Annotated in this window: 34 protein-coding genes; 2 read left to right on the forward strand and 32 right to left on the reverse strand. The window is 42.4% G+C overall.

The window, feature by feature from the left end; all coding sequences use genetic code 11:
- Nucleotides 1-31 precede the first annotated feature (31 nt).
- The 32 genes from rplQ to rpsL form a co-directional block, all read right to left on the reverse strand.
- On the reverse strand, nucleotides 32-511 hold the full coding sequence (gene rplQ / locus J1N09_RS14440) for a 50S ribosomal protein L17 (RefSeq protein ID WP_265200969.1): 480 nt from the start codon (nucleotides 509-511) through the stop codon (nucleotides 32-34).
- Between the two features lie 73 nt (nucleotides 512-584).
- Entirely contained in the window at nucleotides 585-1,577 is a 993-nt protein-coding gene (locus tag J1N09_RS14445) for a DNA-directed RNA polymerase subunit alpha (protein WP_265200970.1), read from the reverse strand.
- A 21-nt stretch (nucleotides 1,578-1,598) separates the two neighbouring features.
- Nucleotides 1,599-2,204: a 30S ribosomal protein S4 gene (rpsD, locus tag J1N09_RS14450; protein WP_265200971.1), complete on the reverse strand. Its 606-nt coding sequence runs from the start codon at nucleotides 2,202-2,204 to the stop codon at nucleotides 1,599-1,601.
- An 86-nt stretch (nucleotides 2,205-2,290) separates the two neighbouring features.
- The gene (gene rpsK, locus J1N09_RS14455) at nucleotides 2,291-2,689 is read right to left on the reverse strand and encodes a 30S ribosomal protein S11 (RefSeq protein WP_265200972.1); all 399 of its coding nucleotides are present in this window, start codon (nucleotides 2,687-2,689) and stop codon (nucleotides 2,291-2,293) included.
- 11 nt (nucleotides 2,690-2,700) lie between these two features.
- Nucleotides 2,701-3,075, reverse strand: coding sequence for a 30S ribosomal protein S13 (gene rpsM / locus J1N09_RS14460; protein ID WP_265200973.1), 375 nt, complete (start codon nucleotides 3,073-3,075; stop codon nucleotides 2,701-2,703).
- Nucleotides 3,076-3,078: 3 nt separating this feature from the next.
- On the reverse strand, nucleotides 3,079-3,195 hold the full coding sequence (gene ykgO / locus J1N09_RS14465) for a type B 50S ribosomal protein L36 (protein ID WP_010519235.1): 117 nt from the start codon (nucleotides 3,193-3,195) through the stop codon (nucleotides 3,079-3,081).
- Nucleotides 3,196-3,317: 122 nt separating this feature from the next.
- Nucleotides 3,318-3,533: a translation initiation factor IF-1 gene (gene infA / locus J1N09_RS14470; RefSeq protein ID WP_034259287.1), complete on the reverse strand. Its 216-nt coding sequence runs from the start codon at nucleotides 3,531-3,533 to the stop codon at nucleotides 3,318-3,320.
- 2 nt (nucleotides 3,534-3,535) lie between these two features.
- The gene (secY, locus tag J1N09_RS14475) at nucleotides 3,536-4,888 is read right to left on the reverse strand and encodes a preprotein translocase subunit SecY (RefSeq protein ID WP_265200977.1); all 1,353 of its coding nucleotides are present in this window, start codon (nucleotides 4,886-4,888) and stop codon (nucleotides 3,536-3,538) included.
- Between the two features lie 13 nt (nucleotides 4,889-4,901).
- The gene (gene rplO, locus J1N09_RS14480; RefSeq protein WP_265200978.1) at nucleotides 4,902-5,354 is read right to left on the reverse strand and encodes a 50S ribosomal protein L15; all 453 of its coding nucleotides are present in this window, start codon (nucleotides 5,352-5,354) and stop codon (nucleotides 4,902-4,904) included.
- A gap of 10 nt (nucleotides 5,355-5,364) precedes the next feature.
- Nucleotides 5,365-5,544, reverse strand: coding sequence for a 50S ribosomal protein L30 (rpmD, locus tag J1N09_RS14485; RefSeq protein ID WP_265200979.1), 180 nt, complete (start codon nucleotides 5,542-5,544; stop codon nucleotides 5,365-5,367).
- Nucleotides 5,545-5,555: 11 nt separating this feature from the next.
- Nucleotides 5,556-6,080, reverse strand: a complete 525-nt coding sequence (gene rpsE, locus J1N09_RS14490) for a 30S ribosomal protein S5 (protein WP_265200982.1) — start codon at nucleotides 6,078-6,080, stop codon at nucleotides 5,556-5,558.
- A 5-nt stretch (nucleotides 6,081-6,085) separates the two neighbouring features.
- On the reverse strand, nucleotides 6,086-6,442 hold the full coding sequence (gene rplR / locus J1N09_RS14495) for a 50S ribosomal protein L18 (protein ID WP_265200983.1): 357 nt from the start codon (nucleotides 6,440-6,442) through the stop codon (nucleotides 6,086-6,088).
- Nucleotides 6,443-6,453: 11 nt separating this feature from the next.
- Nucleotides 6,454-6,996, reverse strand: a complete 543-nt coding sequence (rplF, locus tag J1N09_RS14500) for a 50S ribosomal protein L6 (RefSeq protein WP_265200984.1) — start codon at nucleotides 6,994-6,996, stop codon at nucleotides 6,454-6,456.
- An 18-nt stretch (nucleotides 6,997-7,014) separates the two neighbouring features.
- Complete coding sequence (rpsH, locus tag J1N09_RS14505) at nucleotides 7,015-7,416, reverse strand: 30S ribosomal protein S8 (protein WP_265200985.1); 402 nt, start codon at nucleotides 7,414-7,416, stop codon at nucleotides 7,015-7,017.
- A 66-nt stretch (nucleotides 7,417-7,482) separates the two neighbouring features.
- Complete coding sequence (gene rpsN / locus J1N09_RS14510) at nucleotides 7,483-7,752, reverse strand: 30S ribosomal protein S14 (RefSeq protein ID WP_265200987.1); 270 nt, start codon at nucleotides 7,750-7,752, stop codon at nucleotides 7,483-7,485.
- Between the two features lie 3 nt (nucleotides 7,753-7,755).
- On the reverse strand, nucleotides 7,756-8,307 hold the full coding sequence (gene rplE / locus J1N09_RS14515; RefSeq protein WP_265200988.1) for a 50S ribosomal protein L5: 552 nt from the start codon (nucleotides 8,305-8,307) through the stop codon (nucleotides 7,756-7,758).
- A 2-nt stretch (nucleotides 8,308-8,309) separates the two neighbouring features.
- On the reverse strand, nucleotides 8,310-8,624 hold the full coding sequence (gene rplX / locus J1N09_RS14520; RefSeq protein ID WP_265200989.1) for a 50S ribosomal protein L24: 315 nt from the start codon (nucleotides 8,622-8,624) through the stop codon (nucleotides 8,310-8,312).
- 12 nt (nucleotides 8,625-8,636) lie between these two features.
- Nucleotides 8,637-9,005: a 50S ribosomal protein L14 gene (rplN, locus tag J1N09_RS14525; RefSeq protein WP_265200990.1), complete on the reverse strand. Its 369-nt coding sequence runs from the start codon at nucleotides 9,003-9,005 to the stop codon at nucleotides 8,637-8,639.
- Nucleotides 9,006-9,007: 2 nt separating this feature from the next.
- Nucleotides 9,008-9,265 (reverse strand): 30S ribosomal protein S17, encoded by a 258-nt coding sequence (gene rpsQ / locus J1N09_RS14530; RefSeq protein ID WP_265200992.1) that lies wholly within the window; start codon nucleotides 9,263-9,265, stop codon nucleotides 9,008-9,010.
- A gap of 17 nt (nucleotides 9,266-9,282) precedes the next feature.
- On the reverse strand, nucleotides 9,283-9,474 hold the full coding sequence (rpmC, locus tag J1N09_RS14535) for a 50S ribosomal protein L29 (protein WP_265200993.1): 192 nt from the start codon (nucleotides 9,472-9,474) through the stop codon (nucleotides 9,283-9,285).
- 11 nt (nucleotides 9,475-9,485) lie between these two features.
- Entirely contained in the window at nucleotides 9,486-9,905 is a 420-nt protein-coding gene (gene rplP, locus J1N09_RS14540; RefSeq protein WP_265200994.1) for a 50S ribosomal protein L16, read from the reverse strand.
- Nucleotides 9,906-9,923: 18 nt separating this feature from the next.
- Nucleotides 9,924-10,640: a 30S ribosomal protein S3 gene (gene rpsC, locus J1N09_RS14545; protein WP_265200995.1), complete on the reverse strand. Its 717-nt coding sequence runs from the start codon at nucleotides 10,638-10,640 to the stop codon at nucleotides 9,924-9,926.
- A gap of 7 nt (nucleotides 10,641-10,647) precedes the next feature.
- Nucleotides 10,648-11,055: a 50S ribosomal protein L22 gene (gene rplV, locus J1N09_RS14550; RefSeq protein WP_265200996.1), complete on the reverse strand. Its 408-nt coding sequence runs from the start codon at nucleotides 11,053-11,055 to the stop codon at nucleotides 10,648-10,650.
- Nucleotides 11,056-11,061: 6 nt separating this feature from the next.
- On the reverse strand, nucleotides 11,062-11,340 hold the full coding sequence (gene rpsS, locus J1N09_RS14555) for a 30S ribosomal protein S19 (protein WP_265200997.1): 279 nt from the start codon (nucleotides 11,338-11,340) through the stop codon (nucleotides 11,062-11,064).
- Between the two features lie 3 nt (nucleotides 11,341-11,343).
- Nucleotides 11,344-12,168 carry a 50S ribosomal protein L2 gene (rplB, locus tag J1N09_RS14560; protein ID WP_265200999.1) on the reverse strand — a complete coding sequence of 275 codons (825 nt, stop codon included), beginning with the start codon at nucleotides 12,166-12,168 and terminating at the stop codon, nucleotides 11,344-11,346.
- 25 nt (nucleotides 12,169-12,193) lie between these two features.
- Entirely contained in the window at nucleotides 12,194-12,484 is a 291-nt protein-coding gene (gene rplW / locus J1N09_RS14565) for a 50S ribosomal protein L23 (RefSeq protein ID WP_265201001.1), read from the reverse strand.
- Between the two features lie 7 nt (nucleotides 12,485-12,491).
- The gene (gene rplD, locus J1N09_RS14570; RefSeq protein ID WP_265201002.1) at nucleotides 12,492-13,121 is read right to left on the reverse strand and encodes a 50S ribosomal protein L4; all 630 of its coding nucleotides are present in this window, start codon (nucleotides 13,119-13,121) and stop codon (nucleotides 12,492-12,494) included.
- Nucleotides 13,121-13,732 (reverse strand): 50S ribosomal protein L3, encoded by a 612-nt coding sequence (gene rplC / locus J1N09_RS14575; protein ID WP_265201004.1) that lies wholly within the window; start codon nucleotides 13,730-13,732, stop codon nucleotides 13,121-13,123. Before rplC ends, rplD begins: the two co-directional genes overlap by 1 nt.
- 201 nt (nucleotides 13,733-13,933) lie before the next feature.
- Nucleotides 13,934-14,239 carry a 30S ribosomal protein S10 gene (gene rpsJ / locus J1N09_RS14580; protein ID WP_010181931.1) on the reverse strand — a complete coding sequence of 102 codons (306 nt, stop codon included), beginning with the start codon at nucleotides 14,237-14,239 and terminating at the stop codon, nucleotides 13,934-13,936.
- 10 nt (nucleotides 14,240-14,249) lie between these two features.
- On the reverse strand, nucleotides 14,250-16,382 hold the full coding sequence (fusA, locus tag J1N09_RS14585) for an elongation factor G (RefSeq protein WP_265201005.1): 2,133 nt from the start codon (nucleotides 16,380-16,382) through the stop codon (nucleotides 14,250-14,252).
- Between the two features lie 7 nt (nucleotides 16,383-16,389).
- On the reverse strand, nucleotides 16,390-16,866 hold the full coding sequence (gene rpsG, locus J1N09_RS14590) for a 30S ribosomal protein S7 (RefSeq protein ID WP_265201006.1): 477 nt from the start codon (nucleotides 16,864-16,866) through the stop codon (nucleotides 16,390-16,392).
- A 24-nt stretch (nucleotides 16,867-16,890) separates the two neighbouring features.
- Nucleotides 16,891-17,265, reverse strand: coding sequence for a 30S ribosomal protein S12 (gene rpsL, locus J1N09_RS14595; RefSeq protein ID WP_104812874.1), 375 nt, complete (start codon nucleotides 17,263-17,265; stop codon nucleotides 16,891-16,893).
- Nucleotides 17,266-17,451: 186 nt separating this feature from the next.
- Here rpsL and J1N09_RS14600 point away from each other — a divergent pair, with 186 nt between their 5' ends.
- Both J1N09_RS14600 and J1N09_RS14605 read left to right on the forward strand, forming a co-directional pair.
- Nucleotides 17,452-19,149: a BamA/TamA family outer membrane protein gene (locus tag J1N09_RS14600; protein ID WP_265201007.1), complete on the forward strand. Its 1,698-nt coding sequence runs from the start codon at nucleotides 17,452-17,454 to the stop codon at nucleotides 19,147-19,149.
- A 120-nt stretch (nucleotides 19,150-19,269) separates the two neighbouring features.
- Nucleotides 19,270-22,515: a SusC/RagA family TonB-linked outer membrane protein gene (locus J1N09_RS14605; protein WP_265201008.1), complete on the forward strand. Its 3,246-nt coding sequence runs from the start codon at nucleotides 19,270-19,272 to the stop codon at nucleotides 22,513-22,515.
- Nucleotides 22,516-22,670: the final 155 nt, after the last annotated feature.

Here is a 22,670-nt window from a genome sequence, read left to right on the forward strand (position 1 = left end):
GTCCCTTAGTTATTTACAAATGAATGTTCATTTATTCTTCTTCTTTTGTCGCTTTAGTTTCGGCGGCCGGAGCAGCAGCTGTTGCTTTTCCTCCACCTCTTCTGCTACGTCTGGTTGATTTCTTCTTGCCAGGCTTTCCAGCATTGTACAATTCGTTGTAATCAACCAATTCGATCATTGCCATATCGGCGTTATCTCCCAATCGATTACCCAATTTTATAATTCGGGTGTAACCTCCCGGGCGATCCCCAACCTTTGTCGCTACTTCTCTGAATAATTCAGTTACAGCTTCCTTCTGACGAAGTTTGCTAAATACGATACGACGATTGTGGGTAGTATCAACTTTCGACTTAGTCACCAACGGCTCAACAAATTGCTTAAGGGCTTTCGCCTTTGCCACAGTAGTATTGATTCGTTTGTGCTCAATCAGGGAACATGCCATATTGGCTAGCATCGCTTTACGATGTGCTGTCTTTCTTCCCAGGTGATTTACTTTTTTTCCGTGTCTCATGACATTTTCATTTAATCATCATCTTGCTACCAAACCCCATAGCACGAGCTACAAAGGAGCAAAATATGATGGATTAGTCTTTATCTAATTTATATTTTGAAAGGTCCATTCCAAAGCTCAGGCCTTTCACGCTTACTAGTTCTTCAAGTTCCGTAAGGGATTTCTTTCCGAAGTTTCTGAACTTCATCAAGTCATTCTTGTTATACGAAACCAGGTCACCAAGCGTATCTACCTCAGCTGCTTTCAAACAGTTCAGGGCACGAACACTCAGGTCCATATCCACAAGCTTGGTTTTCAGTAACTGTCGCATGTGTAATGATTCCTCATCATATGTTTCAGTTTGAGCGATCTCATCGGCCTCAAGGGTGATGCGCTCGTCGCTGAACAACATAAAGTGATGGATTAGTGTCTTAGCCGCTTCAGTAAGTGCATCTTTCGGATGGATCGATCCATCAGTGATGATCTCGAAAACCAGTTTTTCATAGTCGGTTTTCTGCTCTACACGATAGTTCTCAATGCTATACTTCACATTCTTGATAGGTGTGTAGATAGAATCGGTAAAGATGGTACCTAGAGGTGCATTTGCTTTTTTGTTCTCTTCAGCAGGAACATAACCTCTACCTTTTTCGATAGTGATCTCAAAGTTCAGGTTTACCTTGGGGTCCATATTACAAACCACTAGGTCCGGGTTAAGAACCTGGAATCCTGAAATGAATTTCTGGAAATCTCCGGCGGTAAGTTGCTGTGCTCCCGAAACAGAAACTGTTACGGTTTCGTTATCGATCTCATCGATCTGACGCTTGAAGCGAATTTGCTTAAGGTTCAGGATGATCTCAGTAACGTCTTCAACAACACCAGCGATAGTCGAAAATTCGTGGTCAACTCCTTCAATACGAACTGAAGTAATTGCAAATCCCTCTAGTGAGGAAAGTAATACTCGTCTTAGTGCGTTACCAATTGTCAATCCGTAACCAGGCTCCAAAGGGCGAAATTCGAATTTCCCCTCGAAGTCTGTCGAGTTGATCATGATAACTTTATCAGGCTTTTGAAAACTAAATACTGCCATAGTGTGACTCCTCTGTTTTTATTATTTAGAATAAAGTTCAACGATGAACTGTTCGTTGATGTTTTCCGGGATCTGCAGACGCTGAGGAACGGAAACATAAGTCCCTTCCATAGTTTCAGCGTTCCAGGTGATCCACTCATAAACGTGATTGGCGTTTGCCATCGAATCCTGGATAGCTTCGAGAGATTTTGACTTCTCACGAACTCCAATAACATCTCCAGGCTTACACTGGAATGATGGGATGTTCACTTTTTCACCGTTAACCGTGATGTGTCTGTGAGAAACTAATTGTCTTGCAGCACGACGACTAGGAGCAATTCCCATTCGGTATACTACATTGTCTAATCTTCCTTCACAAAGCTGAAGCAACACCTCACCGGTAATTCCGGGAGAAGCAGTTGCTTTTTTAAACATATTTCTGAACTGACGCTCAAGGATACCATAGGTATATTTAGCCTTTTGCTTTTCAGCCAGCTGAATTGCGTATTCTGATTTTTTCCCACGACGACGGTTGTTTCCGTGCTGTCCCGGAGGGTAATTTCTTTTTTCGAAAGACTTATCGTCTCCGAAGATCGCCTCTCCGAATTTACGGGCGATTTTAGTTTTTGGACCAGTATATCTTGCCATTTTTAATTGATTATGAAGGTAGAACTAAATTAAGGTCTTCACTATCCTCTAGCTCCGTTTGTCCTTCAGATTGATATTAATTGAAATTATACTCTACGTCTTTTTGGAGGACGGCAGCCATTGTGCGGCATTGGAGTAACGTCGATGATCTCGGTTACCTCAACTCCGGCGTTGTGAATAGATCTGATAGCAGATTCTCTACCATTTCCAGGTCCCTTCACGTATACCTTCACTTTGCGCAATCCTGCTTCTTTTGCTACGCTTACTGCGTCTTCAGCAGCTAACTGAGCAGCGTAAGGTGTGTTCTTCTTAGATCCTCGGAAGCCCATTTTACCGGCCGAAGACCAAGAGATCACATCTCCGTTCTTATTGGTAAGGGAAATGATGATATTATTGAAAGAAGCTGTTACATGAGCTTCCCCAACCGATTCAACATTCACCTTTCTTTTTCTAGTACCTTTTCCTTTTGAGCCAGTCTTTGCCATATCTCTAGGTATTATTTAGTTGCTTTCTTCTTATTAGCAACAGTTTTACGTTTTCCTTTTCTCGTTCTGGAATTGTTCTTAGTACGTTGTCCACGTAAAGGAAGACCAATTCTGTGACGAATACCTCTGTAACATCCGATGTCCATCAAGCGTTTAATACTCAATTGAACTTCGCTACGTAATTCACCTTCGATCTTATAAGACCCAACGGCTTCACGAATCTTCCCGATCTCTTCATCGTCCCATTCGTTTACCTTTTTGTCTTCACTAACTCCGGCTTCTTTCAGTACCTCCTGAGCGCGGCTCTTGCCAACACCATAGATGTACGTTAACGCGATTACACCCCTTTTATAATTAGGAATATCTACACCTGCGATTCTTGCCATAACTTATCCTTGTCTTTGTTTGAACCTAGGGTTCTTTTTGTTAATTACATATAATCTGCCCTTCCTGCGAACGATCTTGCAGTCGGCACTTCTTTTCTTAATGGAAGCTCTTACTTTCATCTCTTCTAATTTTTTCCTTTTTCTAAATTGTAAAAAAATTATTCAGATTCAGGAATTCACTTTTATTCTTTAATTAGTATGATAAGCTTTTAATTAAACAATAAAAGCTCATTTTATAACTTCTAGTACCTGTATGTTATACGAGCCTTGGTTAAATCGTAAGGGCTCATTTCTAATTTCACTTTATCTCCGGGTAATAACTTGATGTAGTGCATGCGCATCTTACCCGAAATATGCGCGGTAACAATATGACCGTTTTCCAATTCTACACGGAACATTGCATTAGACAATGCCTCTACAATGGTCCCATCTTGTTCAATTGCTGGTTGTTTTGCCATAATTATGCTACTGCTTTTCTATTTTTACCTGACTTCATCAAACCGTCGTAGTGACGATTCAACAAGTACGAATTAATCTGTTGCATGGTATCGATAGCAACACCTACCATAATAAGTAGTGATGTACCACCGAAGAACAATCCCCATCCCTGTTGTACTCCCATTAGCTTCACCACGAAAGCCGGTGCTACAGCGAGCAACGCAAGGAACAACGAACCAGGTAGTGTGATCTGCGACATTACCCTGTCAAGGAACTCCGCGGTATCGGTACCAGGTTTAATTCCCGGGATAAATCCGCCACTACGTTTCAGATCATCGGCCATTTTATTGGTCGGTACTGTGATCGCTGTGTAGAAATACGTAAATATGATGATCAGTACAGCAAAAACAACATTGTACCAAAGACCAAAAATATCACTAAAATTAGCCTGGATGGTTTTCGCAAATTCACTGTCCGATAAACTCGCTACCGCCGAGGGTACAAACATGATCGCCTGAGCGAAGATGATAGGCATTACCCCGGAGGCATTCAGTTTTAAAGGAATGAACTGTCGCGCTCCAAATATGTTCTTTTCATAACCACCACTTGCTGTTCTTCTGGCATACTGCACAGGGATCTTACGAACCGCCATTACAAGCATCACAGAAGCAAGGATGATAATAAACCAAATTACCACTTCAATAAGGATCATGATCACATCACCGGCTCCGGGTTGTAATCTTGCAGCCACACTCTGAATAAAACTCTGAGGAAGCGTCGCGATGATCCCAACCATAATCAGAATAGAGATACCATTTCCGATTCCTTTGTCGGTGATCTTCTCTCCAAGCCACATTGCGAATACACAACCTGTTACAAGGATGATCACAGACGAAACGTAGAACATGGTTCCCATTCCCTGTTGTACCATTATGAAGGCATCACTTGGTACTCCCAATGCAGGTAGTCCTGCCAGGTAACTAGGTGCCTGGATCAAACAGATACCGATAGTTAACCAACGAGTGATCTGGGTTATTTTCTTACGCCCACTTTCACCTTCTTTTTGTAATTTCTGAAGGTAAGGAACTGCAATCTGCATTAATTGCACAACAATGGAGGCCGATATATACGGCATAATCCCTAAAGCAAATACGGAAGCATTCGCGAAGGCTCCACCGGTAAAGGCATTTAAAAGCCCTCCAATTCCACCGGCATCGAACTTCCCTGCAAATTCAGCAAGTTTGGAAGCATCAATCCCAGGAAGCGTTACCTGTGCACCAAAACGGTATACCAATAATAGTCCGAGGGTTACAACGATACGATCACGTAATTCCTCGATCTTAAAAACATTCTTTATGGTTTCTATAAACTTCATTGGTGCGTTTTATTTATAAGGTTACTGCTTCACCACCGGCAGCTTCAATCGCTTCTTTCGCTGAGGCAGAAAACTTATGTGCAGATACTTTCAGCTTGGCTTTCAATTCTCCTCTTCCCAGGATCTTCACCATTTCATTCTTTCCAGCCAAACGAAGACTTACAAATGTATCAAAGTCTACTGTATCCTTAATCTTCTTGTCATCCACTAGTTTCTGAAGAGTGTCCAGGTTCACTCCCTGGTACTCTTTGCGGTTAATATTCGTGAATCCGAATTTAGGAACACGACGCTGCAATGGCATCTGTCCACCTTCGAATCCTAATTTCTTAGAATATCCGGAACGTGACTTCGCACCTTTGTGCCCACGACCTGAAGTTCCGGCTTTACCGGACCCCTGGCCTCGCCCTACTCGCTTTCCCTGTCTGCTGACAGAACCGTCTGCTGGTTTTAAGTTACTTAAATCCATTCTTTTTATCTTAAGCGGTTTCAATAGAAACCAAGTGTTTTACTTTATTTACCATACCAAGAATATTTGGCGTGTCGTCATGCTCTACCGTCTGACCGATGCGCTTAAGGCCTAAAGCTTCAAGCGTACGCTTTTGGTTTTTGGTGCGATTGATCGCACTTTTAACCTTTGTTACTTTAATCTTTGCCATTTTCTTGTCTTTTATCCTTTAAACAATTTGTCCAGAGAAATCCCTCTTTGCTTCGCTACCATCTGGGCACTTCTCAATTGAAGTAGTGCATCGAAGGTTGCTTTTACCACGTTGTGTGGGTTTGAAGATCCCTGAGACTTTGAAAGTACATCGTGAACTCCTACTGCTTCCAATACAGCCCTTACCGCACCACCGGCGATTACCCCGGTACCGGGAGCCGCTGGCAACAATGTAACACGGGCTCCACCGTATTTACCTTTTTGTTCGTGTGGAAGAGTTGCTTTATTCAACGGGATTCTCACTAGGTTTTTCTTCGCGTCTTCAATGGCTTTAGCGATCGCACTGGCAACATCCTTCGACTTACCAAGTCCTTGACCAACAACTCCATTTTCGTCCCCAACAACTACAATAGCTGAAAATCCGAAAGCTCTACCCCCTTTGGTTACTTTGGTTACACGTTGTACACCTACCAATCGGTCCTTTAATTCAAGACCACCGGGTTTTACTGTTTCTACGTTTTTATAATCCTGATACATAGTTCTTAAAATTTAAGACCGCCTTCGCGAGCCCCTTCAGCTAATGATTTAACTCTTCCATGGTATAAATACCCACCTCTGTCGAAAGACACAACCTCTACTCCGGCTTTTTGGGCTTTCTCTGCGATAGCCTTTCCTACCAGTTTAGCAGCTTCTGTCTTATTCACCTTAGTGGCGTCTATATCTTTATCTCTTGAAGATGCAGCAGTAATCGTAACTCCGGAAACATCGTCAATAAGTTGTGCATAGATCTCTTTATTACTTCTGAAGACAGCCAAACGCGGACGCTCAGCCGTTCCTGAAACCGTCTTACGGATTCGGAATCGAATTCGATCTCTTCTATCGTTCTTTGATAATGCCATAACTTTATTTCTTATGCAGACTTACCTGCTTTTCTTCTAATTTGTTCACCTACAAACTTGATTCCTTTTCCTTTGTAAGGCTCAGGCTTACGGAACGAACGGATCTTAGCCGCTACCTGTCCCACAAGTTGCTTGTCGTGTGATGTTAATTTTACGATCGGGTTCTTACCTTTTTCAGAAACCGTTTCTATTTTTACTTCAGGAGCGATGTCCAACACTATATTGTGCGAGAATCCAATTGCCAAATCCAGTTTCTGACCCTGGTTTGAAGCTCTGTAACCTACTCCAACCAATTCCAGTTCCTTGGACCAACCTTCAGAAACACCTTTAATCATGTTATTGACTAACGATCTGTATAGACCGTGCTTCGCTTTGTGATCTTTTGCCTCGGAAGGACGGTTCACAATTACGTTTCCGTCTTCCACTCTTACGCTAACTCCGTCAAAATCCTGAGTCAACTCGCCTAATTTCCCTTTTACAGTGATTACGTTGTCGTTTACTTCAACGGTCACTCCTTCAGGAATCGCTACCGGGTTATTACCTATTCTTGACATTTCTTCGCTGTCTTAATTTTAGTATACGTAACAAAGTACTTCTCCACCAACATTCTGAGACTCTGCTTGCTTACCTGTCATAACTCCTGCTGAAGTAGACACGATAGCAATTCCAAGTCCGTTTAGAATTCTTGGCATTTCGTTAGCACTTGAATATTTACGTAAACCGGGTTTACTAATTCGTTGCATTCTTTTGATCACCGGATCTTTAGTGAGCTTGTCATATTTCAAAGCGATCTTAATAGTTCCCTGAGGACCTTTCTCATCTTCGAATTTGTAGCTCAGGATATAACCCTGGTCGAACAATATTTTCGTGATCTCTCTTTTAAGATTGGAAGCCGGCACCTCAACTACGCGGTGTCCTGCTTTCACTGCATTTCTAACTCTGGTTAGATAATCTGCGATCGGATCTGTTGTCATTTATTTCTATTTACGATAGTGGTTTTCGTTCTACTGGTTTGAACAAACCTTCTACCTGTTACTAATTTACCAGCTTGCTTTGCGTACTCCTGGGATCAATCCTTTGTTTGCCATTTCACGGAACATTACACGTGAAAGTCCGAATTGTCTCATATACCCTTTAGGTCTTCCAGTTAGTTTGCAACGATTGTGCTTACGTACCGGAGAAGAGTTCTTTGGTAACTTCTGAAGTCCTTCCCAGTCGCCGGCTTCTTTCAAAGCCTTGCGCTTTTCGGCGTACTTCTCAACCATTTTTGCTCTTTTAACCTCACGGGCTTTCATTGATTCTTTAGCCATCTCTTAGTTCTTTTTAAAAGGTAATCCCAATTCTGCTAATAATGATTTTGCTTCTTTATCGGTCTTGGCAGAAGTCACGAAAGTAATATTCATACCTTCGATCTTCTTCACATTGTCGATATTGATCTCTTGGAAGATAATTTGTTCAGTAACACCCAAAGAGTAGTTACCTCTTCCATCGAAACCTGTTGCCTTGATTCCGTTGAAGTCACGAATACGAGGAATAGCTGTTGTTATAAGCCTGTCCAGGAATTCGTACATACGCTCCCCTCTTAAGGTCACTTTTGTACCAATTGGCATTCCTTTACGAAGCTTAAAGTTGGACACGTCTTTCTTAGACATTGTGGCCACAGCTTTTTGTCCTGTGATATTCGATAATTCTTCAATTGAATTATCAATGAGTTTTTTATCGGCTACGGCAGCTCCTACACCTTGAGATACAATGATCTTTTCCAGCTTAGGCACCTGCATGATATTCTTGTAACCGAACTCATCGGTAAGAGCGTTCATTACTCTGCTCTTATATTCTTCTTTAAGTCTTGGTGTATATCCCATAACTATAATACTTGATTCGATTTTTTAGCAAATCGTACTTTTTTTCCATCTTCCATTCTATACCCTACACGTGTTGGCTCTCCTGATTTAGGATCGATTAGTGAAAGGTTAGAGATATGAATAGGAGCCTCTTTTTCGGTAATTCCACCCTGAGGATTTGCCGCACTTGGCTTCTCATGCTTCTTTACCGTATTCACTCCTTCTACTATTGCTTTGTTCTTCTCACGAAACACCCTTAGTACGCGACCTTCGGATCCCTTGTGTTCTCCTGCGATCACTACTACGTTATCTCCTGATTTTATCTTAAGCTTTGCCATCTTGATATCGCATTAAAGCACCTCGGGTGCCAATGATACTATTTTCATAAATTGTTTATCACGAAGCTCTCTCGCCACTGGGCCAAATACACGTGTTCCTCTCATTTCACCCTGCGGTCCCAGAAGTACACAAGCATTGTCGTCGAAACGGATATAAGATCCGTCCGGTCTTCTTACTTCTTTCACGGTACGTACCACTACTGCGGTAGAAACGGCACCTTTTTTTATCTGTCCATTAGGCGTAGCGTCTTTAACAGTTACTACGATCTTATCTCCAATGGAAGCGTATCTTTTTTTGGTTCCGCCCAACACCCGGATACAAAGAACTTCCTTTGCTCCTGTGTTATCTGCTACTTTAAGTCTTGATTCTTGCTGTATCATGATTACTTCGCTCTTTCAATGATTTCTACTAAACGCCAGCACTTGGTCTTACTCAAAGGTCGTGTTTCCATGATCTTTACAGTATCCCCTTCGTTGCAGTCGTTCTGTTCGTCGTGTGCTACGTATTTCTTCGTCTTCAAAACGAATTTCCCATACATAGGGTGCTTAACTTTTTTAGTCTCGGCAACAACAATGGATTTTTCCATTTTGTTGCTCGTTACTACACCTATACGCTCTTTTCTTAAATTTCTGTTTTCCATCTTTCAGCTTCGTACCGTTATTGTTCTTTTCTATTTGTTAGTTCTGTCGCAATTCTCGCAATAGCTTTTCGATGTGCTCTTAACTGAATTGGATTCTCTAACGGTGAAATGGTATGTGCCATCTTCAGGTCTGAATACGCCTGTCTAGTCTCTGCAAGTTTTTCCTGCAGTTCAGCTGTCGACGCCTGATTTATTTCTGATTGTTTCATCTTTCAATAAATTATTCTTGATAATCTCTGGACACAATAAACTTCGTTTTTACCGGTAATTTCTGTGCAGCGAGACGCAAGGCCTCTTTTGCTGTTTCCACAGTTACACCAGATACTTCAAAGAGTATACGACCAGGTTTTACAACGGCTGCCCAATATTCGACAGCACCCTTACCTTTACCCATACGTACCTCAAGAGGCTTCTTGGTAATCGGCTTATCCGGGAATATCATGATCCAAATGGATCCTTCCCTTTTCATATAACGGGTAGCGGCAATACGCGCAGCTTCGATCTGACGTGAGGTCACGAATTTCGAATCTAAAGACTTGATACCGAAAGTTCCGTAAGAAAGCTGATTACCTCTTCCGGCATTTCCTTTCATCCGTCCCTTCTGTTGTTTACGGTATTTTGTTCTCTTGGGTTGTAACATTTTCTTTTCTTTAAAAAATTACTTTCTACGACGTGATTTATTACCACCTCGCCCGGATCCGCCTTTTCCACCTTTCTTGGCCAGGCCAACAAGGGGAGAAAGCTCTCTTTTACCATATACTTCACCTTTCATGATCCATACTTTAACACCCAGTCTACCATAGGTAGTGTGTGCCTCAACTAATGCATAGTCGATGTCGGCTCTAAAGGTTGATAAAGGGATACGACCATCTTTGTACGATTCTGAACGCGCCATTTCAGCTCCGTTCAATCGTCCTGAGATCATGATCTTAATTCCCTCTGCATTCATACGCATTGCAGCGGCGATTGCCATTTTGATCGCTCGACGATACGAAATACGATTCTCGATCTGTCTTGCGATACTCGCAGCAACAAGGTGCGCATCAAGCTCGGGTCTCTTGATCTCGTGGATGTTGATCTGTACCTCTTTACCTGTGATCTTTTTAAGCTCCTCTTTTAACTTGTCTACCTCCTGGCCACCTTTACCGATAATGATACCGGGGCGAGCCGTGGTGATAGTAACGGTTACAAGTTTAAGCGTACGCTCAATGATCACTCTGGACACACTAGCCTTACTTAAACGAGCGTGAACATATTTTCTAATCTTGTCGTCTTCGGCGAGCTTGTCACCGTAGTCGTTGCCTCCGTACCAGTTGGATTCCCATCCTCTAATGATACCTAAGCGATTCCCGATTGGATTTGTCTTCTGTCCCATTTAAAATTTAGCTTTGTGTGTTATCGTTAGCTCCTAAAACCAATGTAACATGGTTGGAACGTTTTCTAATTCTATGCGCTCTACCCTGTGGCGCCGGACGAAGTCTTTTCAACATCGTACCACTATCCACTCGAATCTCCTTCACAAACAAATCTGCATCCTCGATAGAAGCATCTTCGTTCTTAGCCTGCCAGTTGGCGATTGCAGAAAGCAATAACTTCTCTAATCGACGAGAAGCTTCCTTCTGGCTGAACCTTAAAATATTAAGCGCTTTATCTACTTTCTCACCACGAACAAGATCGGCAACAAGTCGCATCTTTCTTGGCGAAGTAGGGCAATTGTTCAACTTAGCAAAGTACTGTGTCTTCTTCGCTTCCTTGATCTGTTCTGCTCTTTCTCTTTTACGAACTCCCATGGCTTATTACTTTTTTCCTTTGTTTTTCGCACCTGCGTGACCACGGAATGATCTGGTGGGTGAAAATTCTCCTAATTTATGTCCTACCATGTTCTCGGTTACATATACAGGAACAAACTGTCGCCCGTTGTGAACCGCAATGGTCTGTCCTACAAAATCCGGAGTGATCATAGAAGCACGAGACCAGGTTTTAATCACTGTCTTCTTGTTCGACTCAACATTCTGCTGAACTTTACTTTCTAATTTATAATGAACGTAAGGTCCTTTTTTTAATGATCTTGCCATAGCTTATTTCTTTCTACGTTCGATAATGTATTTGTTACTCGCTTTAGATTTAGAACGAGTTCTGTATCCCTTCGCAGGAATACCATTTCTCGATCTTGGGTGTCCTCCTGAAGACTTACCTTCCCCACCACCCATTGGGTGATCAACCGGGTTCATAACCACAGGTCTTGTTCTAGGTCGTCTACCAAGCCATCTCGATCTACCGGCTTTACCACTAACAAGCAACTGGTGGTCACTGTTAGAAACAGCTCCAACGGTCGCCTTACAAGAAGTAAGAACCATACGGGTCTCTCCTGAAGGCAATTTGACAGTAGCATATTTACCATCACGTGCCATCAACTGAGCAAAAGCTCCGGCACTACGTGCCATCACTGCTCCCTGACCGGGATGTAACTCTATACAGGAAATAATGGTACCCAGTGGAATGTTGGCAAGTGTCATACTGTTTCCGATCTCAGGAGCAACTTTCTCCCCGGAAACGATGTTCTGCCCAACCTGAAGTCCGTTCTGTGCAATCACATAACGCTTTTCTCCATCCTGGTAATTAACCAAAGCGATGAACGCTGTACGGTTTGGATCGTATTCAATAGACGCAACAGTAGCTGGTATCCCATCCTTGTCGCGTTTAAAATCAATAATTCGGTATTTTTTCTTGTGACCACCACCTCTGTAGCGCATGGTCATCCTACCTTGACTGTTTCTACCACCAGATCTTTTATTCGGAGCAAGTAAACTTTTCTCCGGCTTATCAGTTGTAATGGCGTCAAACCCATTAACAACTCTAAAACGCTGACCTGGAGTGATAGGCTTTAATTTTCTTACTGACATTGTCGTCTAATTAATATCTAATTGCTTAGATGTTACTGTAAAAATCAATTGTATCACCTTCCGCCACCTGTACAATCGCCTTTTTATACGCGTTTGTTTTACCAGATTGGATTCCCGATTTTGTATATCGTACTCTCCTGTCCGGGCGGACATTCATTGTGCGAACTTTAGTAACAGAAACGCCATAGATAGACTCAACCGCCTTCTTGATTTCTACCTTATTCGCCTTAGGATTAACTACAAAACCATACCGGTTATTCAACTCAGCATCGTTAGTAGCTTTTTCAGTAATAATAGGTTTGATTAAGATATTCATCTCGCTTCTATTTACTCAAGTTAGTTTCAATTCCTTCCAAAGAACCTTCAAACAACACAAGGCTGTTTGCATTCATAATTTTATAAGTACTTAATTCTGTGTTAGTTACAACTTCAGCACCTTTCAAATTACGAGACGACAAATATACATTATTATTCGACTCTCCCAATACGAACAAAGACTTTTTGTTTTCGAGTCCTAGTGACTTCAATACAGAAGTGAACTCTTTTGTCTTTGGTGCATCAAAACTAAGATCTTCCATCACCACGATCGCTTTGTCATTTGCCTTCATACTAAGGGCAGATTTTCTAGCCAATCGCTTGACGTTTTTGTTCAATTTAAACCCGTAGTTCCTTGGTCTAGGACCAAAGATTCTACCTCCACCTCTGAATACAGGAGATTTGATGCTACCTGCACGTGCGGTTCCGGTTCCTTTTTGCCTTTTGATCTTACGGGTACTACCCACGATCTCACCTCGCTCCTTCGCCTTGTGAGTTCCCTGACGCTGATTGGCCAGGTACTGCTTAACATCAAGGTATACAGCGTGGTCATTAGGCTCTATTCCGAACACCTCTTTAGAAAGTTCTACTTTCCTTCCGGTGTCTTTTCCATTCTTATCTACTACAGCTACCTTCATTATTTCTCGATAGTTACATAAGCGTTCTTGTGACCAGGAACACATCCCTTTACAACAAGCAGGTTCTTTTCAGGAACCACTTTCAACACTCTTAAGTTCTGTACTTTTACTTTTTCATTCCCCATTTGTCCGGCCATTTTCATTCCTTTGAATACTCTCGCAGGATATGAAGCCGCACCAATGGATCCAGGAGCTCGTAGTCGGTTGTGCTGACCGTGAGTCGCTTGTCCCACCCCGGCAAAGCCGTGGCGTTTTACCACACCCTGGAATCCTTTACCTTTACTCGTTCCGGCAATATCCACGAACTCGCCTTCTGCAAAGTGTTCCACGGTGATCGTATCACCTAATTTATACTCCTCTTCAAATCCCTGGAATTCAACAACACGACGTTTCGCAGCTGAACCGGCCTTTTTTGCATGGCCCTCGGCAGCTTTGTTTGCAGTCTTTTTGTCATCGAAACCAAGTTGAAGAGCATTATACCCGTCAACCTCTTCGGTTCTGACTTGGGTAACAACACAGGGGCCTGCTTCTATAACGGTACACGGAATGTTCTTTCCGTTCTCGTCAAAGATGCTGGTCATCCCTATCTTTTTTCCAATTAACCCAGACATATTTATTATTTATTAATTATTACTATTTATTATTTCTGTTCTTGTCTTTTATCCTCTGAAGCTTTAGCGAAAGAGGACGGAAACTTGCTTTTCAAAAAAACAGGGCCAAAATAAATTCAGCCCTGAATTTTATTTTGTTTCCGTTTTTCCTTTGCTCGCAGCTCCGGACATGTCTTGAAGCATTTTCGCTTCAGTTGTTCATTATACCTTGATCTCTACTTCAACACCACTTGGCAATTCCAATTTCATCAACGCATCGATGGTCTTGGAAGAAGAGCTGTAGATATCCAGTAGCCTTTTGTAAGAGCTCAACTGGAACTGCTCTCTACTCTTCTTGTTCACGTGTGGTGAACGTAATACGGTAAAGATCTTCTTGTGCGTTGGTAGTGGGATTGGCCCTGTTACTACTGCACCTGTACTTTTTACGGTCTTAACGATTTTCTCAGCAGATTTGTCCACTAAATTATGATCGTAAGATTTTAGTTTGATTCTAATTTTCTGACTCATTGCTGAAATATTAAACGTTAGCGGTTCCTCTTGCTGCTGCGATCACCTCTTCGGAAATGCTAGATGGTGTTTCCGAGTAGTGTGAAAATTCCATGGTAGATGTTGCACGACCTGAAGACAACGTTCTCAATGTGGTTACATAACCGAACATTTCTGAAAGAGGTACTTCCGCTTTAACAACTTTAGATCCTGCACGGTCGCTCATATCATTTACATGACCACGACGACGGTTAAGGTCTCCTACAATGTCACCCATATTTTCCTCCGGAGTCAATACCTCCAGTTTCATGATAGGCTCCATGATCACAGCTCCTGCAGCCTTCGCTGCCGCTTTAAATCCTAATTTGGCAGCCAATTCGAAAGACAATTGATCCGAATCCACAGGGTGGAACGATCCATCCTTTAGAGTCACTTTCATACTGTCTACTTCAAATCCGGCCAATGGACCATTCTTCATTGCTTCTTTGAATCCTTTCTCAACAGAAGGAACAAATTCTTTAGGAATATTACCCCCTTTGATATTGTTCTCGAATTCAAGTCCTACTTTTCCTTCTTCTGCAGGCCCTAAAGTAAATACGATATCGGCGAATTTACCACGACCACCGGTTTGCTTCTTGTAAACCTCGCGATGATCTGCAGATTTTGTAACTGCCTCCTTGTATTCAACCTGTGGCTGACCCTGGTTTACCTCAACTTTAAACTCACGTTTAAGTCGATCTACAATAATGTCCAGGTGAAGCTCTCCCATTCCAGAGATCACTGTTTGCCCTGAAGCTTCATCAGTACGTACCTGGAAAGTTGGATCTTCTTCCGCCAACTTGGCAAGTGCCATACCTAGCTTATCAACATCAGCTTTCGTCTTAGGCTCCACAGCGATACCAATTACCGGATCCGGGAAGTCCATAGATTCGAGAACGATCGGGTTCTTCTCATCAGAAAGCGTATCTCCCGTTTTGATATCCTTAAATCCTACCGCAGCTCCAATGTCTCCGGCTTCTATATAATCGATAGCGTTCTGCTTGTTCGAGTGCATCTGGTAGATACGTGAAATACGCTCTTTCTTACCTGAACGATTGTTCAAAACATAAGAACCAGCATCAAGACGACCAGAGTATGCGCGGAAGAAAGCCAAACGACCTACGAAAGGATCGGTTGCGATCTTAAATGCCAATGCCGCGAATGGTTCGTTCACATTGGGTTTGCGAATTTCTTCTTCTTCAGTATCAGGATTAATTCCTGTGATCCCTTCTTTATCAACCGGTGATGGTAGGTAACGACAAACAGCATCCAGTAAGAACTGAACACCTTTATTTTTAAATGCCGAACCGCAGATCATCGGGATGATACTCATGTCCATTACCGCAGCACGAAGCGCAGCGTGCACCTCATCTTCAGTAATAGAATCCTCATCCTCCATATATTTCTCAAGCAGGTTCTCGTCATAAGCCGCAACCTCTTCGATTAGTTTTCCTCTGTATTCAGCTGCTTCAGCCTTGAGTTCCTCGGGAATTTCGATCACATCGAAAGTAGATCCCATGGATTCTTCGTGCCATACGATCGCACGGTTCTTTACCAGGTCTACAACTCCTTTAAAATCTATTTCATCTCCAATAGGTAATACGATTGGCACCGCATTTGAACCTAACATATCTTTTACCTGCTGGCAAACCATAAGGAAATTGGATCCCTGACGGTCCATTTTGTTCACAAAGCCCATACGAGGTACTTTGTAGTTGTCCGCTAGCCTCCAGTTCGTTTCAGACTGTGGCTCAACACCATCAACAGCACTGAAAAGGAAAACAAGTCCATCAAGGACCCGCAGTGAACGGTTCACCTCAACCGTAAAGTCAACGTGACCCGGAGTGTCAATAATATTGAAGTGGTATCCCTTTGCATCCGCAGTAGGTTGTCCGTTTTCGGTTGGAAAGTTCCAGGTACAAGTAGTTGCAGCGGAAGTAATGGTAATTCCACGCTCCTGCTCCTGCTCCATCCAGTCCATAGTTGCAGCACCATCGTGTACCTCACCAATTTTATGGCTCACTCCGGTATAATAAAGGATACGCTCCGTTGTTGTGGTCTTACCAGCATCAATGTGCGCAGCAATACCTATATTTCTAGTATATTTTAAATCTCTTTGTGCCATTTTTTATTTAGAATCTGAAATGTGAGAATGCTTTGTTAGCTTCGGCCATTTTGTGCGTATCCACGCGCTTTTTAACCGCTGCACCTTCTTCTTTCGCAGCTGCCAGTATCTCGGCAGCTAATTTCTGTGACATCGACTTTTCGTTTCTCTTACGTGCAAAGAGGATCAACCACTTCATCGCAGTAGAGATCTTACGATCTGGTCTTATCTGCATAGGGATTTGGAATGTAGCACCTCCTACTCGTCGGCTACGTACCTCCACGTGAGGCATCACGTTCGAGAGTGCATCTTTCCACATTTCCAATGCCGTTTTTTCTTCGTCTTGTTTTTTCTCTTCCACGATATCGATCGCGTCGTAGAATACTTTAAAAGCCACCGACTTCTTTCCGTCCCACATCATCATGTTCACGAAACGCGTAACCAACTGATCGTTAAATCGTGGATCCGGTAAAAGTGGTCTTTTCTTGGCTGCTCTTTTTCTCATGTCTTCTCTTTAAAGTTTTTTGAATTACTTCTTAGGGCGTTTTGCACCGTACTTAGATCTTCTTTGCAGACGACCTTCAACACCAGCGGTGTCTAAAGCTCCTCGTACAATGTGATATCTAACACCTGGCAAATCCTTCACCCTTCCACCTCTAACCAATACTATCGAGTGCTCCTGGAGATTGTGACCTTCACCACCGATGTACGCGTTTACTTCCTTTCCGTTTGTCAACCTAACCCTCGCTACTTTACGCATAGCAGAGTTTGGTTTCTTAGGAGTAGTAGTATATACACGTGTACACACACCGCGGCGTTGCGGGCACGAATCCAAAGCAGCCGATTTACTCTTCTTGGTTATTTTGGCTCTTCCTTTTCGTACTAATTGTGAAATAGTTGGCATATAAAATCCTTGTTATACTTAAATAATTTATACAGTTTCCCCTATAAAAGGGCGTGCAAAGGTAAAAATTAATATGGATTAATCAAACCATAGAAAATTTATTTTTAGACCCTTTGTAAAAATCAAGTCAATGAGATATGAAAACTACCGTCGAAACGTTAGTTTTACAGTTGAAAGAACACCTCTTTGAAGCAAATTTTCTACATTTTCTTATACCTTAATATATATAACCTGCAATATGGAAATGTGATCGCTCAGGAATTGTTTCTTGAAGTTAATGCTGAAACATCCTTTCCAAATGAACTGAAAGACAGCCTGGAGATCGTTCCGAAGCATCCCAATTTAAGTTCTCTTCAAAAGGAGGCCGACACCCTACAATACAAGCTTCAAAGGTACGGTTACCTGGAAGCAGCGCTTCAGCAGATCGACCGGAAGAATGATTCAGTATTTGAAGCCAGCTATATTCTCGGGACCAAGTATCGATACCTGAAAGTACTTTACAACCGCGAGCTATTCAGCAAAAAAGAATTATCGCGAATTTCCGATAAGGTGGAAACCGATCATTTCATACTCACCTTCCCAAATGTTGAAAATGCACTTACCCTTCTGAATGAAATCAAAACCGGAGACGGGAAAGCATTTGCACGAATACGACTCAGCGATTTCAGAAAAGGGGAAGACAATAGTATAGTCGCCAACCTGCTTTTGGATGAAGGTGTTGCGAGAAGAATAGATTCCATCGCGGTAAAGGGATACCCGAAATTCCCTAAATCTTTCCTCAAGCATTTCGCCGGGATAAAGACGGGAAGGCCATTCGACAGAAACAAGATAAACGAACAAAATGATGTTTTGAACAGCCTGGGATTTGTAAACACCCGGAAAGCTCCGGAGGTATTATTCGAGGAAGAGAAGACAACCATTTACTTCTACCTGGAAAAAAGGAACAACAATTTGTTCGACGGGATATTGGGGTTTGCAACAGATGAAGAAACAAACAGGATACAGTTCAACGGTTATCTTAATCTTGAACTTAACAACAATCTGAACTTTGGTGAGCAATTACTCGTTAACTACAAGGCAGATGGAAACGAACAGCAAAATTTCCGAGCAAGGGTTCGCTTGCCTTATTTATTCGGAAGCCCTGTTGGTGCCGAACTCGAATTAAAGATCTTTAAGCGGGACAGCACGTTTGTGACCACAGATCAGATCGCCAAAGTGAGTTACCAGATCACACCCCCTTCATCTATTTATGTTGGCTACAAGGCCTCGGAGTCCAGCAACCTGCTGGATGAAAACCTGGTCGGTAGTGCAATTGAGGATTACGATGGACGCTTCTTCCTTGCCGGAGTTGAATTCATACGAAGGCAAAACGACCCGCTCTTTCCTGCTAAGACCCAGGTGACAATTGATTCGGAATTCGGAAGCAGGGACTTTGGTGAAGTCTCCGAAGATCAGACACGGCTGAGTTTATGGGCTTACAATTTGTTCGAGCTTAATTATAACAACTTAGTTTTCATCCAGAATAACACCAGTGTTCTATTAAGTGATCGTTTTCTAACCAATGAGCTTTTTCGCTTCGGGGGAATCAACAGCATTCGGGGCTTTAATGAAAACAGTATAGACGCCAGCCTGTACACGGTTTTCAACACAGAATACCGTTATCGTTTCAATGCCGGATTCTATCTTCACAGTATTATTGATTTCGGATATTTTGAGAATGAAATAAACCAGCTGGAAGAAGAACTTTACAGCTTCGGAATCGGGCTTGGATTATTCACAAAAGCCGGACTTTTAAAATTCAGTTTTGCCAATGGAATTTCGGAAAATCAGAATTTCAAATTTTCGAACACAAAAATCCACCTGAGTCTCACTTCACGATTCTGAATAAAGCTAACAATGGCTTAACAATTCGGTAAAAAAAAAAGCAAATTTTAAGTGTGAAAAGTTGTGTAATTAACTTTTTATTGTGATTTTTGGCATTGGCTAATTCAAATAAATTATAAAATGAGAACAAAGTTTAGTGGAATTTTAACGCTATTACTAGCGTTTGTAGTGCAACTTACGTTCGCACAAGAAAAAACAATCTCCGGAACGGTGTCTGATAATACCGGATTACCCTTACCTGGAGTTAACATTGTCGTAAAGGGTACGACTACTGGTACTCAGTCTGATTTCGATGGTAACTATTCCATTCAGGCTAGTGTAGGCCAGAAACTCGTATACAGTTACGTTGGTTTCAAAACTATGGAGCAAGCCGTTACTGCTGCTACGAGCACTATGAGTGTGCAAATGGAGGAAGACGCAGCCGTTCTTGACGAAGTAGTTGTAACCGGTTATGGTATTGCCAGGGAGCGTAAGACGCTAGGTTATGCCGTAAGTACAATTGAAGCGGAAGCCGTTGAGAACAAGCCGGAATCCGATGTAGTTAGAACACTGAACGGTAAAGTTGCCGGGGTACAGGTAACAGGTACTGGTGGTGCTACTGGTTCTGGTACTAACTTCGTGATTCGTTCCAAGAGTTCGATTAACGGTAACAACCAGCCACTTTTCGTAGTAGATGGTGTTCCTTTCGACAGTGGAACTAACAACGTTACAGGTTTTGCCGGTGGTAACTCGATTACTAGTAGCCGTTTCCTTGACTTAGATCCAAACAACATCGAATCTATTCAGGTACTTAAAGGTTTGAGTGCCGCTGTACTATATGGTCAGCAAGGTAGAAATGGTGTAGTATTGATCACAACCAAAGGTGGTAGTAAGAAAGACCAAAACAAAAAATTCGAGATTACTTTCTCTCAACAGGTATATGCCACTCAAATCTCTAACCTCCCAGATTATCAAAACGATTATGGTCAAGGTGCGAACAACGCTCCTAACCCTGGATTCGTTGGTAACTGGGGTGCGCGTTTTGACCTTGGTTTAATGATCGATCACCCGTATGCATCTCAGGGAGATATCTTCCCTCAGTTCGACGGACTTCAAATTCCTTATGAAGCAGCTCCTGACAACGTTAGTGATTTCTTCAGAACGGGATTAGGTCATGCCACTTCCGTAAACATCGCTGGTTCTCCTGGCGACGGTGGAAGTAAGTACAACGTGAACTTTGGTTATACCACTGAAGACGGTTATATCCCAAACAATGGACTTACCCGTTACAATATTGGTATGGGTGGTACTACTAAACTTTCAAATAAATTTTCAGTTTCAGCAACTGCAAACTACAGTAACCTTCGTGTAAACACACCTCCAATTGCAGCGAATAACGCCGCAGGATCTGTGTCATTATTTACACGTCTTCTTTTCATTCCTAGAAACCTGGATCTTCAAAGTCTTCCTTTCGAGAATCCTTCTACTGGAGAGAGTGTTTACTATCGTGGTGACCAGAATAACCCTTACTGGTTATTGAATTATTCAGGAACTGAGCAGGTGAACAGCCGTTTCTACGGACAGCTAACTACCAGCTACGAAATTTCAGATAACATCTTAGCAACTTACCGTTTCGGTCTCGATACCTATGCAGAAACTCAGGAATTCCGAGTGGCAAAGGGTGACGTTGTTAACCTATCCGGTGTATTCCGTACGGCTAACATCAGCAATTATATTTACGACCACAACTTCAACGTGAGTTTCAGTAACATTAACCTTGCTGAGAACTTAGGACTATCTACAGTTCTTGGTTTCAACGCAAGACGTGATACGTTTGAGCGTTCAGGTATTTTGAGTACAGGACAGGTTGTATTTAACTTCTGGAATCACAACAACTTTACCGCCTATGATGACGGTGGATTGGATTTCTTCCAGGAGCGTAACATTCTTGGTGCTTATGCTGAAGCAACTTTCGAATATGACAACTTCCTTTTCTTAGTACTGTCTGGTCGTAATGACTGGGGATCTACATTGGAATCTGAGAACAGATCACTGTTCTATCCTGGTGCTTCCCTTTCTTTCATCCCGACTTCTCTTGACGGTGTGTCAACGAACGGAGCATTGAACTTCCTTAAGTTCAGAGCTGCTTATGGTACGTCTGCGGCCTTCCCTGGTCCATATAACACTCGAGGAGTACTAGCTCAGGCTTCCGGTACCTTCTTCCCTCCTGGAGGTGCTAACGTTACAACTGCATCTAACCCTGGGGCAAGATTGAATCGTGACCTTCAGCCTGAACTTCAAAGAGAGTTTGAAGTAGGTGCTGAGGCTGACTTCTTCAACAGAAGAATCTCTCTAGACCTTACCTTGTACAAGCGTTTCATCGACGATCAAATTGTACCAGGTAGACCGCTTAACCCTTCTACAGGTTTCAGTACTATCGCCGATAACATTGCAAGTTCTGAGATCGAAGGAATTGAAGTAGGTTTAGATCTTACTCCACTTAAGACAAAAGATTTTAGCTGGGATATTAAAAACAATTTCACAGCTTACGAAAACATAGTAACTGAATTAGGTGATCTTGAAGATTTCCCATTTGCCGGATTTATCGGACTAGGTAACTACGCAGCTGAAGGTGAGCCTTTAGGTGTAATCAAAGGTAGCTACGCTGTTCGTTATGACCCAGCGAACCCTGTGATCGAAGGATTCGAGGATCGTCCAGGTCTAGGTGTAAATGGTGCACTATTGATCAACCCTGACTCAGGTAAGATTTTCGACAGTGATGACTTAGGTCTTCCAATTGAAACTGTGGGTGATCCTAACCCAGACTGGAATGTTACGTCTATCAACTCATTTACGTACAAAAATTTAACATTATCTGCTCAGGTAGAATACCAGCACGGAGGTGATATTTTCTCTCAGACTGCTACTCAGTACTACAGACGTGGTGTAACAACCGTGAATACAGATAATCGTGAAGGTACCTTCGTTATTCCAGGTATACTAGCTAACCCGAACACCGGTGAGCTACTTCTGGATGAGGGCGGTAACCCTATCGAAAACCAAATTCAAATTGGTGCGAATGATGTTTACTTCATCAGTTTAGTTGACCCAGTAGGACAAGGTATCTACGATGCTTCTCACTTGAGACTTCGTGATGTATCTCTTACTTATTCTCTATCTGAAAAGATGTTAGAAAAAACTCCATTTGGAAATGTAACTTTTGCTGTTTCCGGACAAAACCTTTACGTAAGAACATTCAATATCCCTCAGGCGTTCAATATTGACCCAGAGGCATTGAGTACAGGTGTAGGTAACGGTCAGGGACTTGAATTCCAAACTGGACCTTCTAACAGACGTTACTCATTTAGCGTTAAAGCAACATTCTAAAAAATTAATAATCCTATTATGAAAAATATATTTAAAATCTCAATTCTTGCTTCGCTTCTGACGCTCTTCACAGCTTGTGAGACGGTTGAGCTTGAATTATTAGTAAATCCCAACCAGGTTGGGGAGGAGAATTCAGATCCGAACTTCATTTTGAA

The sequence above is a fragment of the Aureitalea sp. L0-47 genome (assembly GCF_026126405.1).
Lineage (GTDB): Bacteria > Bacteroidota > Bacteroidia > Flavobacteriales > Flavobacteriaceae > Pukyongia.

What these genes read in the sequence shown, in the direction of transcription:
- rpmC (WP_265200993.1), bottom strand. Translation starts at nt 9,474, where the DNA reads ATGAAACAATCAGAAATAAATCAGGCGTCGACAGCTGAACTGCAGGAA.
- rpsD (WP_265200971.1), bottom strand. Translation starts at nt 2,204, where the DNA reads ATGGCAAGATATACTGGTCCAAAAACTAAAATCGCCCGTAAATTCGGA.
- rpsJ (WP_010181931.1), bottom strand. Translation starts at nt 14,239, where the DNA reads ATGAGTCAGAAAATTAGAATCAAACTAAAATCTTACGATCATAATTTA.
- rpmD (WP_265200979.1), bottom strand. Translation starts at nt 5,544, where the DNA reads ATGGCAAAGATTAAAGTAACAAAGGTTAAAAGTGCGATCAATCGCACC.
- rpsN (WP_265200987.1), bottom strand. Translation starts at nt 7,752, where the DNA reads ATGGCTAAAGAATCAATGAAAGCCCGTGAGGTTAAAAGAGCAAAAATG.
- secY (WP_265200977.1), bottom strand. Translation starts at nt 4,888, where the DNA reads ATGAAGTTTATAGAAACCATAAAGAATGTTTTTAAGATCGAGGAATTA.
- rplW (WP_265201001.1), bottom strand. Translation starts at nt 12,484, where the DNA reads ATGAATATCTTAATCAAACCTATTATTACTGAAAAAGCTACTAACGAT.
- rplR (WP_265200983.1), bottom strand. Translation starts at nt 6,442, where the DNA reads ATGGCATTATCAAAGAACGATAGAAGAGATCGAATTCGATTCCGAATC.
- rplQ (WP_265200969.1), bottom strand. Translation starts at nt 511, where the DNA reads ATGAGACACGGAAAAAAAGTAAATCACCTGGGAAGAAAGACAGCACAT.
- rpsH (WP_265200985.1), bottom strand. Translation starts at nt 7,416, where the DNA reads ATGACAACAGATCCGATCGCAGATTATCTAACCAGAGTTAGAAATGCA.
- rpsQ (WP_265200992.1), bottom strand. Translation starts at nt 9,265, where the DNA reads ATGGAAAACAGAAATTTAAGAAAAGAGCGTATAGGTGTAGTAACGAGC.
- rplF (WP_265200984.1), bottom strand. Translation starts at nt 6,996, where the DNA reads ATGTCAAGAATAGGTAATAACCCGGTAGCGATTCCTGAAGGAGTGACC.
- rplE (WP_265200988.1), bottom strand. Translation starts at nt 8,307, where the DNA reads ATGGGATATACACCAAGACTTAAAGAAGAATATAAGAGCAGAGTAATG.
- rpsE (WP_265200982.1), bottom strand. Translation starts at nt 6,080, where the DNA reads ATGTATCAGGATTATAAAAACGTAGAAACAGTAAAACCCGGTGGTCTT.
- J1N09_RS14605 (WP_265201008.1), top strand. Translation starts at nt 19,270, where the DNA reads ATGAGAACAAAGTTTAGTGGAATTTTAACGCTATTACTAGCGTTTGTA.
- fusA (WP_265201005.1), bottom strand. Translation starts at nt 16,382, where the DNA reads ATGGCACAAAGAGATTTAAAATATACTAGAAATATAGGTATTGCTGCG.
- rpsM (WP_265200973.1), bottom strand. Translation starts at nt 3,075, where the DNA reads ATGGCAAGAATCGCAGGTGTAGATATTCCTAATTATAAAAGGGGTGTA.
- rplX (WP_265200989.1), bottom strand. Translation starts at nt 8,624, where the DNA reads ATGGCAAAGCTTAAGATAAAATCAGGAGATAACGTAGTAGTGATCGCA.
- rpsG (WP_265201006.1), bottom strand. Translation starts at nt 16,866, where the DNA reads ATGAGAAAAAGAGCAGCCAAGAAAAGACCACTTTTACCGGATCCACGA.
- rplC (WP_265201004.1), bottom strand. Translation starts at nt 13,732, where the DNA reads ATGTCTGGGTTAATTGGAAAAAAGATAGGGATGACCAGCATCTTTGAC.
- rplV (WP_265200996.1), bottom strand. Translation starts at nt 11,055, where the DNA reads ATGGGAGTTCGTAAAAGAGAAAGAGCAGAACAGATCAAGGAAGCGAAG.
- rpsC (WP_265200995.1), bottom strand. Translation starts at nt 10,640, where the DNA reads ATGGGACAGAAGACAAATCCAATCGGGAATCGCTTAGGTATCATTAGA.
- rpsS (WP_265200997.1), bottom strand. Translation starts at nt 11,340, where the DNA reads ATGGCAAGATCATTAAAAAAAGGACCTTACGTTCATTATAAATTAGAA.
- J1N09_RS14445 (WP_265200970.1), bottom strand. Translation starts at nt 1,577, where the DNA reads ATGGCAGTATTTAGTTTTCAAAAGCCTGATAAAGTTATCATGATCAAC.
- rplD (WP_265201002.1), bottom strand. Translation starts at nt 13,121, where the DNA reads ATGAAGGTAGCTGTAGTAGATAAGAATGGAAAAGACACCGGAAGGAAA.
- rplO (WP_265200978.1), bottom strand. Translation starts at nt 5,354, where the DNA reads ATGGATTTAAGTAACTTAAAACCAGCAGACGGTTCTGTCAGCAGACAG.
- infA (WP_034259287.1), bottom strand. Translation starts at nt 3,533, where the DNA reads ATGGCAAAACAACCAGCAATTGAACAAGATGGGACCATTGTAGAGGCA.
- rpsL (WP_104812874.1), bottom strand. Translation starts at nt 17,265, where the DNA reads ATGCCAACTATTTCACAATTAGTACGAAAAGGAAGAGCCAAAATAACC.
- rpsK (WP_265200972.1), bottom strand. Translation starts at nt 2,689, where the DNA reads ATGGCAAAGACTGGCTCAAAAGGAAAAGGTACTAGAAAAAGAAAGGTG.
- rplP (WP_265200994.1), bottom strand. Translation starts at nt 9,905, where the DNA reads ATGTTACAACCCAAGAGAACAAAATACCGTAAACAACAGAAGGGACGG.
- ykgO (WP_010519235.1), bottom strand. Translation starts at nt 3,195, where the DNA reads ATGAAAGTAAGAGCTTCCATTAAGAAAAGAAGTGCCGACTGCAAGATC.
- rplN (WP_265200990.1), bottom strand. Translation starts at nt 9,005, where the DNA reads ATGATACAGCAAGAATCAAGACTTAAAGTAGCAGATAACACAGGAGCA.
- rplB (WP_265200999.1), bottom strand. Translation starts at nt 12,168, where the DNA reads ATGTCAGTAAGAAAATTAAAGCCTATCACTCCAGGTCAGCGTTTTAGA.